At 52.3% G+C, this 18,322-nt stretch carries 15 protein-coding genes and 2 pseudogenes; 3 read left to right on the forward strand and 14 right to left on the reverse strand.

What is annotated here, in order from left to right; genetic code table 11:
* Positions 1-24: 24 nt before the first annotated feature.
* Both ET810_RS08310 and ET810_RS08315 read left to right on the forward strand, forming a co-directional pair.
* Positions 25-1,206, forward strand: a complete 1,182-nt coding sequence (locus ET810_RS08310) for an alpha/beta hydrolase (protein ID WP_134316369.1) — start codon at positions 25-27, stop codon at positions 1,204-1,206.
* Between the two features lie 73 nt (positions 1,207-1,279).
* Positions 1,280-3,197: pseudogene (locus ET810_RS08315) on the forward strand (solute carrier family 23 protein).
* Between the two features lie 4 nt (positions 3,198-3,201).
* Here the strand turns inward: ET810_RS08315 and ET810_RS13210 are convergent.
* Together ET810_RS13210 and ET810_RS08325 are read right to left on the reverse strand one after the other, a co-directional pair.
* A pseudogene (locus tag ET810_RS13210) lies at positions 3,202-4,069 on the reverse strand (DUF559 domain-containing protein).
* Between the two features lie 155 nt (positions 4,070-4,224).
* On the reverse strand, positions 4,225-5,961 hold the full coding sequence (locus tag ET810_RS08325) for a pyruvate dehydrogenase (RefSeq protein ID WP_134316368.1): 1,737 nt from the start codon (positions 5,959-5,961) through the stop codon (positions 4,225-4,227).
* 154 nt (positions 5,962-6,115) lie between these two features.
* Between ET810_RS08325 and thrE the strand changes: the two genes are divergently transcribed.
* Positions 6,116-7,585: a threonine/serine exporter ThrE gene (gene thrE, locus ET810_RS08330; protein ID WP_087454502.1), complete on the forward strand. Its 1,470-nt coding sequence runs from the start codon at positions 6,116-6,118 to the stop codon at positions 7,583-7,585.
* 73 nt (positions 7,586-7,658) lie between these two features.
* On the opposite strand, the gene ET810_RS12720 is transcribed toward thrE, so the two are convergent.
* The 12 genes from ET810_RS12720 to ET810_RS08380 form a co-directional block, all read right to left on the reverse strand.
* The gene (locus tag ET810_RS12720) at positions 7,659-8,603 is read right to left on the reverse strand and encodes a DUF5979 domain-containing protein (protein ID WP_225870283.1); all 945 of its coding nucleotides are present in this window, start codon (positions 8,601-8,603) and stop codon (positions 7,659-7,661) included.
* A complete protein-coding gene (locus ET810_RS12725; protein WP_225870284.1) occupies positions 8,600-9,616 on the reverse strand; it encodes a DUF5979 domain-containing protein in 1,017 nt (338 codons plus the stop codon). The genes ET810_RS12720 and ET810_RS12725 overlap by 4 nt, the downstream gene beginning before the upstream one ends.
* Positions 9,579-9,989: a DUF5979 domain-containing protein gene (locus tag ET810_RS12730; RefSeq protein ID WP_134316367.1), complete on the reverse strand. Its 411-nt coding sequence runs from the start codon at positions 9,987-9,989 to the stop codon at positions 9,579-9,581. Before ET810_RS12730 ends, ET810_RS12725 begins: the two co-directional genes overlap by 38 nt.
* Complete coding sequence (locus ET810_RS12735) at positions 9,940-10,764, reverse strand: DUF5979 domain-containing protein (RefSeq protein ID WP_134316366.1); 825 nt, start codon at positions 10,762-10,764, stop codon at positions 9,940-9,942. The genes ET810_RS12730 and ET810_RS12735 overlap by 50 nt, the downstream gene beginning before the upstream one ends.
* The gene (locus ET810_RS12740) at positions 10,725-11,117 is read right to left on the reverse strand and encodes an Ig-like domain-containing protein (protein ID WP_134316365.1); all 393 of its coding nucleotides are present in this window, start codon (positions 11,115-11,117) and stop codon (positions 10,725-10,727) included. Before ET810_RS12740 ends, ET810_RS12735 begins: the two co-directional genes overlap by 40 nt.
* 1,139 nt (positions 11,118-12,256) lie before the next feature.
* Entirely contained in the window at positions 12,257-13,654 is a 1,398-nt protein-coding gene (locus tag ET810_RS08355) for a hypothetical protein (RefSeq protein ID WP_134316364.1), read from the reverse strand.
* Positions 13,655-13,859: 205 nt separating this feature from the next.
* The gene (locus ET810_RS08360; RefSeq protein ID WP_134316407.1) at positions 13,860-14,195 is read right to left on the reverse strand and encodes a hypothetical protein; all 336 of its coding nucleotides are present in this window, start codon (positions 14,193-14,195) and stop codon (positions 13,860-13,862) included.
* Complete coding sequence (locus ET810_RS08365; RefSeq protein ID WP_134316408.1) at positions 14,192-14,647, reverse strand: hypothetical protein; 456 nt, start codon at positions 14,645-14,647, stop codon at positions 14,192-14,194. Before ET810_RS08365 ends, ET810_RS08360 begins: the two co-directional genes overlap by 4 nt.
* Positions 14,637-15,011 carry a hypothetical protein gene (locus ET810_RS08370; protein ID WP_134316409.1) on the reverse strand — a complete coding sequence of 125 codons (375 nt, stop codon included), beginning with the start codon at positions 15,009-15,011 and terminating at the stop codon, positions 14,637-14,639. The genes ET810_RS08365 and ET810_RS08370 overlap by 11 nt, the downstream gene beginning before the upstream one ends.
* A 3-nt stretch (positions 15,012-15,014) precedes the next feature.
* The gene (locus tag ET810_RS12045) at positions 15,015-15,179 is read right to left on the reverse strand and encodes a hypothetical protein (RefSeq protein WP_166741455.1); all 165 of its coding nucleotides are present in this window, start codon (positions 15,177-15,179) and stop codon (positions 15,015-15,017) included.
* 35 nt (positions 15,180-15,214) lie between these two features.
* On the reverse strand, positions 15,215-16,468 hold the full coding sequence (locus tag ET810_RS08375; RefSeq protein WP_225871224.1) for a C39 family peptidase: 1,254 nt from the start codon (positions 16,466-16,468) through the stop codon (positions 15,215-15,217).
* Between the two features lie 5 nt (positions 16,469-16,473).
* Positions 16,474-18,321 carry a glycine-rich domain-containing protein gene (locus ET810_RS08380; RefSeq protein WP_134316171.1) on the reverse strand — a complete coding sequence of 616 codons (1,848 nt, stop codon included), beginning with the start codon at positions 18,319-18,321 and terminating at the stop codon, positions 16,474-16,476.
* Position 18,322 lies beyond the last annotated feature (1 nt).

Raw genomic sequence — 18,322 nt, forward strand, 5'->3', positions numbered from 1 at the left:
ACCATTTAGAAAGCCTCAATCGACATGAAATTGTCCCGTTCTCTCGGCGTTGCCGCAGTGTGTACTGCGCTCGTCGTAACGCATAGCCCTGCGCACGCATCTACTTCTTCCGCGCCTGTTTCCAGCTCGGCGAGCTCCATCGTCGCATCGCTTACTGCCGCACTCGCCAACTCCCCCAGCTCCAGCGATGCCACCATCGATAATGCCGCGCACTTGGCCCAGTCGATTGGTTTCCCGGCATGGTGGCTTCCTTCAGGCGTGGGCAGCTCCGACTCGGAGTATCCGTTGCCTACCAACCCGCACATCACCAAGGCGGAGGTCCTTAGCCGTACAGCGGAAACGACGATTCCGAACCTGGAGCGCTGGGTTGTGGCTTCCCCAGCGATGCAGCGCAACGTAGAGGTTGTTGTCCGCGTACCCAAGGACACCTCGGTGCCTTCCCCCGCGCTCTATCTCCTTGACGGCATCGGTGGAATGCGTAATCCCGGCTGGGTCCGCGAAGGCGGACTACACCCAGCCCTCGGCGACCAGAACGTGCCTGTGGTTATGCCTACCCAGGCGCTAGCCTCCCTCTATTCGGACTGGCTCACGGATGATCCCGCCCTAGGACACCTCAAGTGGGAAACCTTTATTACAAAGGAACTGACAAAACTCGTCGAGGATCCAGCACAAAAACTCAACTTCAACGGCAAGCGCGCCATCGGCGGCCTGTCCATGGGGGCTATCGGCGCTGTCCACATTGCTAACCAGAACCCCGATCTCTTCAAGGGAGTATTCGGTATCTCGGGATGCTATTCCACGCAAGAGCCCGTGGGCCGAATCACCACCAAGCTCGTTGTGGAGTCCCGCGGCGGCAACGTCCACAATATGTGGGGCCCAGACGGTTCTGAGCTATGGAAGCGTCACGACGTCCCCTCCAATCCTGAGGGCCTGCGCAACATGGCGGTTTATCTTTCTAGCGCCGACGGTGGAGTTCTTCCGGCAGACCTAGAGCGTGCGCACAACCGCCCCTTCTACGAGTTGCCAGCAGCCGTGGCCTTGGAGCAGGGAACCCTGCATTGCACCAAGGCCCTCGACTCCGCGATGCGTTCCCGCGGAATGAACCACCACGTAGTCGATCTGATCAAGGGTGGAGTCCACGACTGGCCGCTCTTTAACCGCCAACTGCGTCCCGCGTGGGATGCCATCAAGGGTGTTCTTTACTAACAAACCTTGGGGTCACGGTGAGTTGCTAAGGTAAACGGGGTCTAGAACCGACCTATCTCAAGGAGCTCTGCTCGTGACCTCAGCGACCCACCCCGTGGACGCACTTCCCTCGTCTCCTAAACTCGTCGCGCTAGGCATCCAGCATGTTTTAGCGTTTTATGCTGGCGCGGTGATTGTGCCGCTGCTCATCGCAGGTTCCCTCAACCTCGACGCAGCAACCACCGTTCATCTCATCAACGCCGACCTACTCACCTGTGGTTTAGCCACACTGATCCAATCAGTCGGCGTAGGAAAATACATAGGCGTACGTCTGCCTATCGTTCAGGGAGTCACCACAACTGCGGTGGCTCCCATTATCGCGATTGGCCTTAGCGTCTCTGACGGACAAGGCGGCGTGGAGTCTTTCCCCACCGTGTACGGCGCGGTTATCGTAGCCGGACTTTTTACGTTTTTTGCCACACCAATCTTCGCACGTTTTCTCAAGTTCTTTCCGCCGGTAGTCACCGGCTCCGTTTTGTTGGTGATGGTCACATCCCTCCTCGCAGTCTCCGCAAATGACTTCATCAACTACGCCGAGGACACTCCGTTAAGTCGCGACCTGTGGTACGCCTTTGTCACTCTCGTGGTCATCATCTTGGCGCAACGATTTTTCCGTGGTTTCTTGGGGGTTTCTTGGGCACCCTCGCTGTGCTCATAGGCCTGGTCAGCGGCACTCTCGTAGCGCTCATGCGGACCTCTCGGAGGTCTCTCATGCTGCGATCGTGGGGATCACAACGCCGTTCTACTTTGGAACACCCGTTTTCAACGCTAGCGCTAGTGCCTGCTTCTCCATAATTATCGTCATGATCATCACCATGGTCGAGACCACCGGCGACGTGTTTGCCACCGGAGAGATCGTGAAAAAGCGTATCCGACGTGATGACATCCAGCGGGCCCTCCGCGCAGACGGTCTTTCCACTTTCCTCGGTGGTGTCATGAACTCTTTCCCGTATACTTGCTTCGCGCAAAACGTAGGACTCGTCCGCATCACCGGAGTGAAGTCACGCTGGGTCGCGGCTTCCGCTGCGGGATTCATGATCCTTCTGGGGCTGCTTCCTAAGGCCGGAGCAATCGTGGCTTCTATCCCCTCGCCAGTATTGGGAGCAGCGTCTCTGGCGCTCTTTGCCAACGTGGCATGGGTCGGCCTGCAGACCATCGCTAAAACCGACCTCACGGATAACCGCAATGCAGCTATCGTCACCACTGCGCTGGGCCTCGCCATGCTGGTCACGTTCAAACCTTCGGTTGCCGAGGCTTTCCCTGAATGGGCCCGCATTTTCGTCTCTTCCGGCATGTCCATCGGAGCTATTGCTGCGATCCTCCTCAACATCCTGTTCTTCCACGTAGGTAAGCAAACCGGTTCTGACGTAGCCCGTGACGCCAGCGGTGAGGGTGTGTCTTTGGAGGAGATCAACGCTATGACCCGCGAAGATTTTGTCGCCGCATTGTGCCCGCTATTCAACCAGGAGACCTGGCCGCTAGAGGAAGCATGGGAATCACGGCCATTCGCCGATGTCAGCGAGCTACGAGCAGCCATCCAGGTTGGGGTTCTCACGGCTTCTGGGGAGCGTCGAGAAGCTTTGATCCACGACTACCCAGATACCTCTGCCATATTATTAGCCACCGACGCCGAGGCTCCCAGCATCAGCGCCGAGCGCGGCTCCCTTGGCTTTGACGACCTCGACGACGTAGAAACCGCGCAGCTCCTCGAGGTCAGCGCCGCCTACCGCGAGCGCTTCAACATGCCATTCGTCTACTGCCTGGGCACCAACGACAGCATCCGAAGCATCGTGGACGCAGCTATACGACGCCTAGCAAATTCCGACGAACAGGAACACCGCGTAGCCTTCTCTGAGATCATCGAGATTGCCAACGACCGCTTTGACATCCTCCTCGCCGATGCCAACCCCGTCCGCTCCGCGTGGGACCGGAAGTTCACCGAAGTGGAATAACGCGCTACAGCATCGGATGCCAATCCCACACTGGCGTCTTCTCAAACTCCAATAAAGGAGCTTGCCGACCAGACAGCCGGGCACTCACCAAGGCAACTATTTGCCCTGCTGTCTGGTCAAGGCATTCAAAGACACACCACGCGGAATACCGCACCAAGGCATAGCCTCGGCGCACGGCGTCATTGCCTTTCCACCGGTCATAGACAAAAGCATGACGATTCCCGTGGTAGGTGTAGCCGTCCACTTCAACGATAACTTTGCTCTTTGTGTGTACCCCGTCCCACCGATAAGCGCCGAGCTGCAGGTTTTGTTCAAAGATACCCCATAGAGCGTAGCTTTCGGAACAAGAGAATCTCTGCAGGACTTTCTGCTCCTACAGCCGCAAGCTCAATTACTCGATGAGCATGCTTAGTCAGCCGGGTTTTGGACATATCGCGGATTAATCGAGCTACCCCGGTCTTTCCCCAATATATGTTCTCAATAAACTCAACGAGTTCAGCAATAGTCATGGCCTCGGCATTATTGAGAACATCAAGCGGAGGAGCTACGCGAACCCCCTGCCTGAACTCTGACGCTGCAGACCTCACTTGTTTGATGCGGATCACATCATTAGAACAGGCAGATCTGCTCTTGATAATTACGGCTTCCACCGGAGTCTCAATCTCTGCAGACATATGCACCTGCATCGCTGTACGCCCGCTAAAGACAATCCCGGGCCGAGACTTTTGCAATGCTTTGAGCAACAAAATTCCCTCCGGTCTTTTGTCGGTGTAAATTCCGCGCTCCACGCGGTAGAGATCGCCGTGTTTTATTTTCGTTGCAATAGCGCTGCGGGAAAGCCCCAATTGATGGAGCTCTTGGGTCTTAAAGATGTGGTTGCCCGTGTGTCCTTAGACGTGGGGACTTAGCGATCGGTTCCCAGTAGTAGGAAGATACGGAAAAACCTGCATTTCCATAGACAAAGACGCCTAAAAATGTGTTTTACAGCCTAATGTCTATGGAAATGCAGGCTCCACGGCCCGTGTATTTAGGGGCGCGGGATGTTCCTCAGATTAGACCATGCCATGTCCACCATGTGCCCCACTCCACCGCCGAAGACCGTGCGAGTCGCTGCCTTGGAGAACCCCATGAGCATCTCCATGGTGATATTAGGTGGGATGGAGAGGGCATTGGGGTCGGTGGTGACGTCGATAAGCACAGGCCCGGGGTGAGAAAAAGCCGCCTCTAGCTGTTCTCTTGCAGTCTTCGGGTCTGTGATCGCGATGTGGTGCAGGCCTACGGCAGCCGCAATCGCCGCAAAATCAACGTGTTCATGGTCTGTTTCATACTCCGGTATCCCCTCCACGAGCATCTCAAGCTTGACCATTCCCAAGGAAGAGTTGTTAAAAACAACGATCTTGATGGGCAGTCGATGAAGTTTCACGGTGAGCAGCTCCCCCATGAGCATGCTGAGGCCGCCGTCGCCGGAGAAACACACGACCTGCCGGTCCCTATCACTGGATTGCGCGCCAATTGCATGCGGCAAAGCATTGGCCATGGTTCCGTGGCGGAAGGAACCCAGCATCTCGCGCTTGCCATTGGGGGTTACGTAGCGAGCGGCCCACACGTTGCACATGCCGGTGTCGATGGTGAAAATAGCGTTGTCATCGGCTATCTCATCAATGATGTTGGCGATGTACTCGGGGTGAATGGGTGTGTGGTTTTCCACGTTGGAGGTGTATGCCTCAATAACATCAGTAAGCTTCCGGTGATGCAGTTCAAGCATCCGGTCAAGGAAACTGCGATCAGTCTTTTCCTCTATGTGCGGCAAAATATTCTCAATCGTTGCAGCTACATCACCCACGACAGGATGCGTGATTCGGGTGCGCTTACCAATATGGGAGGCATCAATGTCTACTTGTGCAACGTTCTTTTTGGGGAGGAACTCGGTATAGGGGAAGTCGGTGCCGAGCAGAATGAGGAGGTCGGCTTCATGGGAAGCATCGTGGCATGCCCCATACCCGAGCAGCCCCGACATGCCCACGTCATAGGGGTTGTCATGCTGGATATACATTTTTCCGCCGAGCGCATGTCCAACGGGAGCTTTGATTTTTTGGGCTAACGCAAGGACTTGTTCACGGGCTTCGCGGGCACCTGATCCGCAGAAAAGCGTGACTGTGGAGGCCTCGTTGATTGCGCGGACCAGGTCGGCTGCCTCCGCAGGATCTGGATAGAGGATCGGCTTTCCCCTCGCAATCACCGAGCCGGCAAAGGTATCGTCCTCCGCGCGCTGCATGGTGACGTCGCCCGGGATCACCAGGACTGATACGCCCTTTCCCGCCATGGTGGACTGGATTGCATGGTGCACAATCGTTTGCCCTTGGGTCGCAGAGTTGGCCATTTCGCAGTAGCCGGAGCATTCTGCAAACAAGGCTTCGGGGTGGGTTTCTTGGAAAAAGTGGGAGCCGATTTGTGTGGAAGGAATGTGAGAGGCAATGGCTAGGACTTTTGCACCGTTGCGGTGGGAGTCGTAAAGCCCCTGTACAAGGTGGGTGTTTCCGGGACCGCACGAGGCTGCGCACACGGCCAGCTCGCCAGTGATCAGTGATTCTGCGCCGGCAGCGAATGCCGCAGCTTCTTCATTGCGAACGTGCACCCATTCGATGCTGGATTTCCGCACGGCGTTGACAATGGGATTGAGGCTATCGCCGACCAATCCAAAGATGCGTTTTACGCCTTGGGCTTCCAGGGTCTCCACAAGTTGTTCTGCAAACGACTGAGCCATGATCGTCCTCCATAACGTTGATGATGGTTCCGATTGTGCTTCCCTGCTGGTTCTTCCCACCATAGTTCGACTGAAATCACACATCTACCCCACAATTATGACATAAATAACTAAATGTTGTGCTTCTGTTCGCTGCGGTATTCTGTGTCTCATCATGCTGAAGCTTTTCGACGCCCCCATCTTCCGAATCCTGCGACGTAGGCAAGCAGCATCAACGGGCACCGCCACCATCGACGTCGCAGCTGCGCCTCCACTCGCACCGCTCGCTCCTGTCGACCTCAGCGACCGCGGGCAAGTCACCGGCGTGCTGGAAATCGCCGCACGTATCGGAGAAATCCTTATCTCAGCAGGATCAACCAATTCCGATGCCAGCGACCAGGTCAAAGCCGTCACAGAATCATTCGGACTGTGGTTTGTTCACGTCGATCTCACCTCCAATCGCATCCGGCTCTTTGCCAATGTTTCTGAAGACCGACGCGATCCGGTAACGGTCGTTCGCGTGGTAGCGCCCGCCCCACAGAATTTTCGCAAACTCATGCACGTAGATCGCTTGATCCGCGATATCCATTCAGGCCATGCCTCGCCTTTGGATGCCGAGACCCGTCTCGACGCCATACACCGCGCGCCCGACCCCATCGGGCTGCCCGGAGTTGTCGCATCTTTTGCAGTCATGAGTGGTGCCGTGGCATTCCTCCTTGGAGGAAATATCCCCGTCGCGCTCATTTCCACCATTGCCGGCGCCGTCATCATCTGGATGAGCGCCTGGCTAGACAAGCACGGCTTGCCGATCTTCTTCCAGAACACCGCGGGCGGAATTTTTGTCGCCTTCCTGGCCGCCATCACCTACGACTGGGGGCAGTACCTGGGACTTTCTATCCGCCCCAGCATGGTGATCGCCACGTCGATCATCGTGATGGTCGCGGGGCTAACCCTGGTGCAGGCGATTCAAAATGGAGTCACTTCCGCACCGATCACGGGCACGGCACGGCTTTTCGACGCCCTCATCATCACCGCTGGCATCGTCGCCGGCATTGCCATAGGTGTATCCCTTGCGGGGTCATTAGGATTCTCACTGCCCCCGGTAGAAACCGTCCCCGTCCCCAACTTCGCATCCAATACCGTCCGCGTTTTGGGCAGTATTTTTGCCACGTCCGGTTTCGCCCGCGCTTGCTACGCCGACTGGCCTTCCGTCTTCATCTCCGCGCTCACCGCGGCCTGTGGTTCAAGCTTGTTTTATTTTGTGCTCCTCCCCCATGGAGTTGGAGACATCACCGGATCTGCACTCACATCTGTCCTCATCGGGCTCATAGGCGGCTTCTTAGGGCGCCGCTACCTGATCCCGCCTCTCATCATCTCCATTGCTGGCATCACTCCGTTGCTCCCGGGTTCTGCAATCTATCGGGGCCTCTACGGACTACTCCATGATCAAATCCTGGTCGGCTTCTCCAACCTCTCTTATGCCATAGCCATCGCCACAGCGCTTTCTTCCGGGGTTGTCTTTGGCGAGTGGATCGCCCGCCGTTTCCGTAGGCCCCCGAGCCTTGATCACTATCGACGCTTCACCCGCAAGCTCGTACGCAACCGCCGCAAAAAGATCTACAAGCAAATCGCGACAGGCAATTAGGGTATGAAAAAAGGCGTGGATCCTTCAATTGGGTCCACGCCTTCTCTTTAATGTTTAGGTCCGTACTCCACGCTTAGCTATTGCGACGACGGATCACTAATATCAGCCCAGCAAGTATGTCAAGCATACCTAGCATGACAACGACACCAATCTCAGCGCCCGTCTTAGCCAGCAGCTTCTTCGGTTTCTTGTCAGCGTCCTTTGGAGCAGGCACATCCTTGGGCGCCGGCTGCGGAGCCGATGTAGCCGGCGTGACTGGCATAGAGCTAGACGAGGAACCCGATGGTAGCAACGGCGGGATAAAGAGCGGCAAAGTAGGCACCAAGATCCACCACCACGGAATATTTGCAGTGTTATGAACTTCAATCAATGCGGCTTCTTTGACCGTCTGGACAGAAACCAACAACGTTGCCGTCCCATCACCATGATCCTTTAGCTCAACACCTGGATTAGTGGTGCTAAAGCCTGGGGTAGACCAGGTAGTAAACGCAGTATTTTTGGGCATGATCTCCTTCAGCAGGAGTTCAGTTCCAACCGGAAGCGGATCTAGATTAGTGATCTTTCCTTCGCTGATCTTTACCTCACGGGTCTGCTTCACTCCCTTTTCATCTGTCCAAGAAACCTCAACATCAAACTCACGAGGATTCTGAGACGAACCGGAAAGCACTGATCCCAAACCACTCACTTTCTTAGTCAAGGAGATACGACCAAGACCGTCATAAGCATTGACGAGTGTAGATTCGCTGGTGCTTCCCTTATCTCCAACGACTACTTCAGTAGCAGTGGTAGAAGCTGAAAGATCAAACTCAAATCCTTCAACTTTGGCAGTATCAGTCTTCTCTGTGAACTTACATGTAGCACCAGAACGCACATCCGTGATTTCTGCAGGCTTCTTAGCAGAAATGGTCACCGTACCATTCTTGGAATATGTGCCCAAGGTGCATACATAATCCACATCGAAAGTCTTATTCAGCAGAGCATCTACCTGTGGCCCCAGAATTTTCTTGTTCAGTTTCAAAGAAGCACGCCACGCGGAGTACTCGTTGGTTGCAACAACTTTTTCTTCTTTGTTGTCAACAATTGTGATGGAGTCAAGCCCAGAAACCTTGAGATCTGCCTTGCCAACCTCAGCATTTTCTCTGTAACCGTACAGATAGAACCAGCCGGGATATTTTCAGCCTTGGCTTCTTCACCCGCACCGATTGGGCCAAGAACACCTTCTTTGACTTCACCGAGTTCTTCGTTCACACACTTGTAATCAAAAGTGAATTTCTTACCGGTAGCAACACCATCAGGATCTACCAATTTCTTAGTGATGCTGAAAGATCCGACTTTCTTAGAGTACGTGTTGTTCACAGTCACGGTCCCGGTAGTACCTGCCGTAATAAGAACTGGAGCACCAGTTTCAACGACCAACGAGTAGCCCTTAACCTGAACGCTTTCCTGATCCTCGGTGACAGCGCAAAATGCACTTTCCGGCAGCTTTTCCACCGTGGCTTCGCCAGCACCAGAAATCTCTTTTACACCTGAAGCGATTTCTTTGCCGTCCTTGGTGCAGGTGTAGTTGAACTTATAGTTCTTCGCTTGTTGTGAGGCAGGAAGTCCATCAACTGTCTTCGCAATTTTGAATCCACCGACCGCAGTGTGATACGTGTTGGTCACAGTAATCTGTGCGGTCTTATCTGCGATAACGCCTACTGGCTGCCCATTATCAATGTCAACAGTTGCATCATCGATTTGGGCGGAGTAATCACGTTCAGCAACTTTGCAGGAATAACCAACCGGGATTTCTGGAGACTCTGTAGAAACACCATTCTTGATTGATAGTGCACCCTTGATTTCTTCTGAACCGTTCTTGGTACAGGTGTAATCCACTGCAAAGGCTTTGTCCTCAGGTACGTTAACTCCGTTTGCTACGACCTTCTTGAGAACCGAGAATTTGCCAAATTCCTTCTTGTAGCTGTTAGTTACTTCTACTACCTCTGTCTTCCCCTCAACGATAAGTACTTCTTTTTTTCTCAGGGATTTCAACAGAATAGCCAGGAACTTTGGCAGAATTTTCTTGTTCAGTTACAAGACAGGATGCACCCACGGGAACATCGTCAACCTGTGCTTCTCCGGCTCCCGTGATAGAAGCTACGCCCGCTTTTACTTCAACATCATCTTTCTTACAACTGTAATCAAATGAATAAGTAGGAAGATTCTCCGTCGCAGGCAGCCCCTTGACAGTTTTTACGATCTTAAAGCTGCTATTCTTAGGCTCGGTTTTCTTGGTGTAAGTATTTACTGCTTCGACGACAACAGCGTCTTCATTTTTCTCACGAACCGGGAACTCGACTTTTCCATCTTCGACTTTATTTCCACTGAGGGTCCAAGTGGGTTTCCCTCTCGAATCCTTCAACATCAGCGTCCTTTTCAGAAACCTTACAAATTAATCCTTTGTCAAGGTCACTGATGTGGAAATTTTCACCACCTTTAATTTTTTGAGTTCCACTCTTCGAGATTTCTTCAAGGTTTTCTAAAGGCGAGCACGACCAATCAAAAGTAAATTCCTTCAAAGGATCATTTTTCACCCCATCTACCTGTTTTTGAACTGCAAATCCACCTTTTTTACCTTCAGCCCAACATCCAGCAGAAGGAATAAAGACTGTTCCGTTAACATCATTTCCGTTTATATTCGCATGATTTATTACAGCACTTCCCGGAACAGGTTTTTTATCTGTATAAGTAATCAACGTAATACGTGGACCAGTACTTGGATCCACCCCATAGGGAAAACGAACAGTAAGTTTCTCTGGAGTACAATTAATCTCATAGCCATAGCCATGCGGAATCGGCGTAGTCAGGTCTGTCATATTATGAATTCCGCCTTCGACCCGACCATAACCATCGACTATATAATGCGGTGTTGGGTCCACAGCAGCACTACGAACTGCATCCAGATGTACCGGCGGTCGACCGAAATCAAAATCGCCAGAGCACGCAATTTTATGCCCTTCAGGAGGTGTATCCGTTACTGTAAAATCTTTCTTTCCGGTATCACTTCCTACAAAAATCGTCCACGCGAAAGGATAAAGAGTCTTACCATCTAATTGAATAGGAGCATCGTATTGAACACCAGTTTTACCATTTCTATGTGTCACCCCAGGTGGACCATCAGGCAGATAAACTCCTTGCAAATTACCGTCACCACATCCCCAAAAGTAAGAGTTCCTGGATTCTCCCTACTCCCAAAACCGTTTACAGACAGTCCGCTATGTTTGTGATCCCATTCCACGGTAAAAAAGGCTGATCCCTTAACCTGGAAATTCGTTTGCACGTAATCCGTTAGCGTGAAGACTACTTCTTTTTGCCCTCCCGATATAGCGGCAGTAGCTACAGTTTTTCCGTTTTCATCTTTCAACGGAAGGAAACCCGTAGCAACAGTCATTAATTCTTGCGGTAATTCAACCTTAAATTGGTCACCGTTCTTCGCGTCTTCATTAACAGACCATTTTAAATTCCACCTCTGCTCGGCCTGACTTTTGGTCATACACATTATTGCTAACGCCCGGGCTGCCATCTCTCCATTTGAGATCTGTATACTTCGCGGCGCATTCCTCCCGTACTGCTTCTTGGGCTACAGACTTCGGTATCACCGCACATAATGCAGCAACCAAAACCACAATCACAGTCGTGACTAGAGCTTTGAATGCAGGGATACGGAACAAGGATTTCCGTATAGGAGAGGAAGCAGATAAAGGAACCTCTAAGTTCATTCTTTTCCAATCTAATTGAAATTCTTCGATTTAGCCCACATCCGAGTCCAGACCAGCCGCAAAAATACAGAAAGAGAAAAACACTTGCTTACCAGGTGACTTATCAAGTCCCTCCCCACAGCACGAAAGTTTAAAAAGCGCGCTTCAACGTCGCCCACGAATATGATGGCTATATCAACAAAAATACCAATTTTTAAGAAACGGGCATAATTTTCCCAGGTTTTGCACACCCATTATCCAAGTAACACCACCTATCCCTACCCCTATGATATGCTCGAGGCTGGACGCACTGCGGTGCTCCGCTTCCAAGGCTCGTGTGAAAGCACGAGCTTTTGTGCATTTAAGAGGAAAATGTACATCGGATATTTCGACGAATACAGACAACCCTGCGGCCTGAACCTGCACCCCACCTATATACCAAAAGCTCCCCTGTAGTTAGTATCTGTTTTCTCAGTCCAACTACAGGGGAGCTTTTCATTTTTTGAGCTGGAGATGGGACTTGAACCCGTGACCCCCACACTGCCAGTGTGGTGCACTACCAGCGTTTTTGTAGGTTATCGGGGGTTTTCTTATTTTTTCTTTCCTTGTGTGTCCTTCTCTTTTCCTGCGGTTTTGTATGGCTTGTTGTGGAAATGTCGTGGCATTTACACCACCAATCCAGCACTACACAACACAAAAACCCATCACCCAAAGCCCCCAAAACACAAATCCCCTTCCATAAGTTTCCTAATCGTGTGGAAGGGGGCCATAATCTGCGCCGGAATTAGCGCATTACGCATATAGTCCAGTACCAGTGATAAAAGCACCAGATGTTAAAATTCCATAGAACATTAACATCTGGCGCTTCACACAACATGCGCAATCTCCAGAACATCCCTACTGTGCGGACCGCATACGCACAGACGGCTAATTATTAAGAAGTTGCCTTTGCTAGGTAAATAGTCCGACCGCTAGCGTCCGTTTCCTTACTTACCTTGATATTCTTAATTTTTGTCTTCTCGGTGTCTACATTAAGAATGCCATCATTACTTTCTGTATCTTTAGGCAAAGGAATTTCTAGCTGGCCATTCTCCATAAACACAGCAGCGCCATTCAAAGCGGCTTCTCCGTCAGCTACCGAGTAAGAGCCTGTAAAGCCGATTACCACCTCTTTGCCTTTGTGATTAATAAAGTGCTTACTGTAGAAACTGTTTTTAGCGCCAGTAGTATCAAGTTTTAGCAAAGGGATATTTATATCCTTTTCTGCATCTAACACTGGAGCTATATCTGACGATATCCCCTTGTTCTGGCCCTCAATAATGGATGTCACATCGCGCTCAATCTTTGGATTTATCTTTTCCTCCAAAGGGGTGATATTTGATAGCAGTTTCTCCGCCTGGGTGATGCCCTCTTTTAGATAGGTATCCTTCCACGAAGGCTGACTTTCGTCTAGAAGCAAGCTAGCTACATAACCTATCTCATAGCTTTCTTGATCGGCGCTGTCAAACGTTACATCTTTTTTAATATTTTTCAGCGCACCCGCGTGGATCTCTTCAGGTGTACTTTTCACCGTACGGAAAGTCATAAAATTTTCTATATACCGAGCGTGCCCTTCGGCGATATCGACCCAAGCGATCGACTTATACTCATCAGGGAACTGTTGCTTCCACTGCTCATGCCAATATTTAGCATATCGCAAATACGTTTCGCGCTCTTTCGGATTTTCGTAGGCTTTAACCATGTTGTGGTAAGCCATCTGACGCAAGATACGCGGTTCTGGGTTTATCGGATATTCCTGGGACCTGCTAACTCCGATATCTTGGAGAGCTGCATCTTGCTGGTGATAGAAATGAACAGGCTCATGCGATGCAAACCTATACAACTCATTGGCATCTGGGTCGTCTTTGATGGTGCTGTTATTGACAGACAGGAAAATCGCTGTACGATCCTTGAATGTTGCTTGGCTGTATTGCCCTGGATCTGGCGGAGTAAGATCGTTGAGGTCCGCTTGACTTAGCTTCTTTGAGCCTTGTGTATCGAATGACCAAGCCTCTTCAATTTTCTTTTCGTCGTCCAGCTTAAAGACCACAGCTACATGTTTAGTAAAATCAACTCCGGGCCAGACCAAAGAGGAGGCAGGCCAATGCGCCTGTATCTTTTGGCCAAAAGGCTCAAGATAAGATTTAAAAGAGTTCTGCTCAGCTGAAACTGACGTAGATTGTGTAGTGTCCTGAGATGATTCAGTAGGGCTTCCGCATCCAGCAGCTAACAGTGTTACTGCTGTTAACGTAGCTACTGCGCACATCGGCCTGCTCTTTTTGTTAGGCGTCATCTTGTATACCTTCCAGTTGGGTCCTTTAGCACCTTAGGAAAATACTTTACCAAATAGCTATTAAAATCTTACTATCTGTATAGCTTTGATAGGAAACCCCTGGTAATCACCACAGCATAGACCGGGCCCGGATCAGGTGCGCCACACACAAAGATAGCCCCCTTCAGCCTAGGTGTATCACCTAAACCAAAGGGGACTAAATTTTTTACGCCTTCAACAAGCCTTTAATCTCATCTAAATCAATATCATCAGGCCTAGGTGGCTTCGCACCACCAGCCCACCGGATCAACTGCTCTAAATGCTTCACCGCCGTTACCAATGCCATACGCAGCCGGTGATTATCCACCTCCACACCACGCCGCTTAGCCCGCTCATCGTCTAAATCGGCCTGCATTTTATCAATGCGTGCCTCCAACGCGTCCATGCGTGAGCCTTTCACAGCCTGCGTATCCGACCGGGCTTTTACCACACCGATCCACACACCACCCAGTGCGGTTATAAGGGCGCCGATGCCGCTCAGTATCGCAGCTACAACGCTCACTGCTTCCCCCCTTCTTTAACGAACGGAATATCCCCACGCTTCCCACGCCACACAGCCCACATCAACGACACCGTCAACGCGAAAATAAGCACAGCTACCAGCCACAACACAGCCTCACCAGTCTCAATGGATGCCACCATAAGACTTGATGCCCACGACAAATTCAACGCCGTAGACACCGCTAACACCACCGTATCCAGATGCCATTTCCGTATGATCGCAGCAACCACACCCACGATGATGTGCACCCACGCCCATATCATAAGTGGCATCACCAACTCACTAGGACGCTGCCACTGCAAAGGATCACCCAAAATCCCGGGCACATAATAGGCTCCCACGGCGATTTGCACCACAGCCAAAATCAGCAACGCGGTGGAATCAGTCATCACAAAAGCCCGCACACGGCGGGCTACAGGTCTCATTTTTGCAGGCAGTCGCTCAATCGGCATGGGCTACACCCACCTCAGCGGTACTCTGGCCTGAGTATATCGGCAAACCCGCAGGCTCCCCACTGCTATGGCGTGGCTCATACGATACAGCCTTGCTATACACCTTTGCTGCATCAGCAATACTTAACACCGCAGGCAACAACGCTGCCAGATCAAGACCTGCGGTTTGTTGATCAGGTGCTTTCGGTAGATTCACCACTGCCGTACCACCGGTCACGGCTGCTCCTGCACCAGCAACAACGCCCAAAAGGGACGCTATCTGCTCATAGCCCAAGGTGGTGGCCACAACTGCTGCCACACTCACAAGCGCGGATAAAACATACATCACAAGCCGTACCCAACCAGCAGGATTTAGTGTATTCATGAATTATTTCCCTTCCTTGTCCATAAGGCTCAAAATCTTGGCAACATCGGCACGCAAAGCAGCAATCCCATCAACCGGGGTTAAATTATCGCCGTGGATGTTACGCCCCAGTTGCGGCCATCCCTTCAACTCAGGGCCACGAAGCTGGGTGTGAATATCTTTCACCATGGTTTCTATGCGGAATACCGCATCAACAACCGGGGTTAAAAACCCAGTGATGAAATCCTTAAATACTTTTCCGTTAAAGCCCCCACAGGGGCCTCCTTCCTCTCATGTGTTTTCTGAGCCGCCGTGGAATACGCATAGCCTTTGGGCACAATCAGCGTGCAGAACTGGTCAAACCCAATCCAATAGCCATAAGGGTAGAACCCAGAATCAGCGATCCACAGCTTGCGCATGCCTTCATCCGAGTACCCCATCACTGCGATGTAGTGATACACCACCCCACCGCCATAACGCGGTGACATCGTTGACGGGGCAACAGCACGCGGATAATTGCTTGGCGGGGCCACAATATTGGCCACCACCCCATGACCTGCACGAATGCTATTAGTGATCTCATCCCAGATCACATCTTTCAACCGGTAATCCGGATAAGCCCCAACATCACGGTGCCGGTACTCCCCACCAGGAACATTCGCGTTCAACACCGCCGGGAATTGCCCAATATAATCAGTGCCATTAGTCGTCGTCCGAAGGTCTTTCCCCAAAACGCTTTCTGACACCAAGCCCCCTGTCGCAGACCTAATCACGGTCTGACAGGACGCCGGGCCACAGTTATAAAAAGTGTCTTGGGTTACTTGATCCCGTGGGTAATCAAGAACTTTTTCCATCACTTTCCTTTCTGCCTGGCCTCCACCAAGCAAGCGCTGCCCGATGCCTAGGGCGCGCTCATACCTTTCTTTTCGATCTTGGAACCCATTCAGCCCGCCATTAATCGCACGAGTGACCCCCTCGATATCCTCCGCATCACACAAGTCATTGATCTCGGGGCGGGCCACAGTCCAATACCACGTAGCAGCAAGAAACCCCCAACGGGGGTCTTGACGCACCAACTCCGGGTGCTGCTCAAAATCAAGTGTTGTCAGTCCCCGTGATTGCACCCACCTGGTGAACGCGCGGAAATTATTCCGGCCTGTCAGCTGTATCGGGCCTGAGCCCTTAAAACGCCTGCCGTCACCAGGGTGGATATTCCCCAGGTCCGACCGACCTTCGTAGGCATCACCGCTAGCTATCTCCTCCATATAGCGCAGACCTGCGGATTCATGCCCGATCTGCGCGCAAAACATCGCCGCGCGGCGCACCGTAGTACACCCTGCAGCATCCATCGCTTCTGTGAAAGGGGCTGCAAAGCGGGCGTAATCCGCACTACCGCCCATTACTTCAGCAAGTGTTTGAGCATCCAACGTTCCCTCCTTTTGGGCATAAAAAATGCACCCGATGAGGGTGCCTGCCATCTTGGTTAACTCCTGCGGAAACGTATCCACGCCAGCCCATCCGCGCCGGACTGCCCTGGATTAAACTTCCCCAAAATGCCTCCGGTGCCCCCACCACCACCATCCCCGGGGGTCATGCCAGGGGTATCGACACCAGCAGGAGAGCCAGCAGGTGCATAAAAACCATCAACCTTGACCTGCTCACGTACACCGGCTGCAGCACCTCCAAATCCACTGCCGCCTCCGCCTCCAACAGCAGTTCCGGTAATGCCACCCCCATTGACAGAGCTTTCACCTCCGGCACGCCCATTTCTATCATCCCAGGATAGCCCGCCACCCCCTCCAGCACCGACTGTAACTTTGAATTGAACTCTGCCTAGCAAGGGTTGGGTGCCACTTGTGACCTGCCCAGCGCCTCCGCCATTGCCTAAGCGCCCCCAAGAATTATCACCACACGCCCCACCACCACCGCCGGCGATGAGAACAAAATCCATAAACTTCGCCCACGAGGGAGAGAAAATCACGTAGTGCCCAGGCTGCCTAAACTCGTGAACCTCTGGCTGGCGTGAATTCCTCCACACCAACACCCCACCGCGATACACCTCCTGAACCTGGACCGCACCGACAGTAATGCTTTTGATTGCTTTCCCACCAACAAAAATCACTTTATGACTCCCTGACGAAATACCACACGTTAGGCGCAGGATATTCAGGGGCAGCATCAACAACACGCATATCAGTATTCCTGCCAACGCGCGGCGCGCATAATCCCAGGCTTGCTCAACCTTCCGAGATTTTTCAACAACCCCGACAACGTCATCTCGATCAACCTTTTGGCTCAGGGAGCTTTTAAGCTCATTTATCTCACCACCTAGCCCTGTGATCTCGGAAGTTCTGTGCGTATGGCTCGTGTTCGCCTTACCAGCCAACGCCTGCGACAAACCAGACACACCAGAAATCGCAAGGGACTCAACTTTTTGACGCAGTGCCGAAAGCTCAGTCACAGACGCTTTCTCAGAAAGCTGCTTCATCAATACAGCCGCAGCACTCTTCTGAGACACCAACTCATCCGCTACTTCTTTCAGCGTGTCATAAGCTTGCGACGCACCATCAAGAAGCTTATTAATCGCTGATTCAACAACGCGGTTCGTCACCGACTCCGCGGTATTTGCCGCTGCTTGCGCTTTCAGCGAATGCTGCCCCGCTGTTGCAGCATCCCGCTTCACAGCTTCTGCATCACCTTTGACCTGCGAGATAACCTGCTGTGTGGCTTGGGTGATCTTTTCTTGCACCACCGAAAAAGACCTCTCAGCGTTGTCTTTCAGCCACTCATACTGCGGCTGCCACGCATCTAGCTGCTGGACGCGTGGCTCCCACTGAGCAAGCCGATCCTTCAACTGCTGCCACGCTGACGATGCCGCCGACTCCTTCTGACTGGCCACAGACGCCGACTCTTTAGCGGCGGTGGCGGACTTTTCCGCTTTCTCACGATCAGTAGCAGCAGCCGTAGCAGCCTCGCCAGCAGTCTTCACACCACGAGCCACCTGATCAGCCAGCTCAGCCAGCTTATCTGCCACTTCCGGGGTAAAATCCTTCGCATCCTCCACAGCCTGACGCAGCGTGGCCGTGCCCTCATGCACCAGCATCGGGATAGACTCACGAGCTGTGAAATCAGCCCCGATTAACACCAACACCGCAGCACCCACTGCTACATCAACACTGAACTCACCACGCTCATCCACAGTGATACGCACTGGCTCATCCACAATCAACCCACCACCCCCAGGGCGGGTGGCAGCAGGACGCAGCCACACCTCCCGAATACCAGAAGGCTGCTTGGTGACCGTGGACAATTTTCCCTGAATAACAGGCATA

The sequence above is a fragment of the Corynebacterium silvaticum genome, assembly GCF_004382825.2.
GTDB classification, from domain to species: Bacteria; Actinomycetota; Actinomycetes; order Mycobacteriales; family Mycobacteriaceae; genus Corynebacterium; species Corynebacterium silvaticum.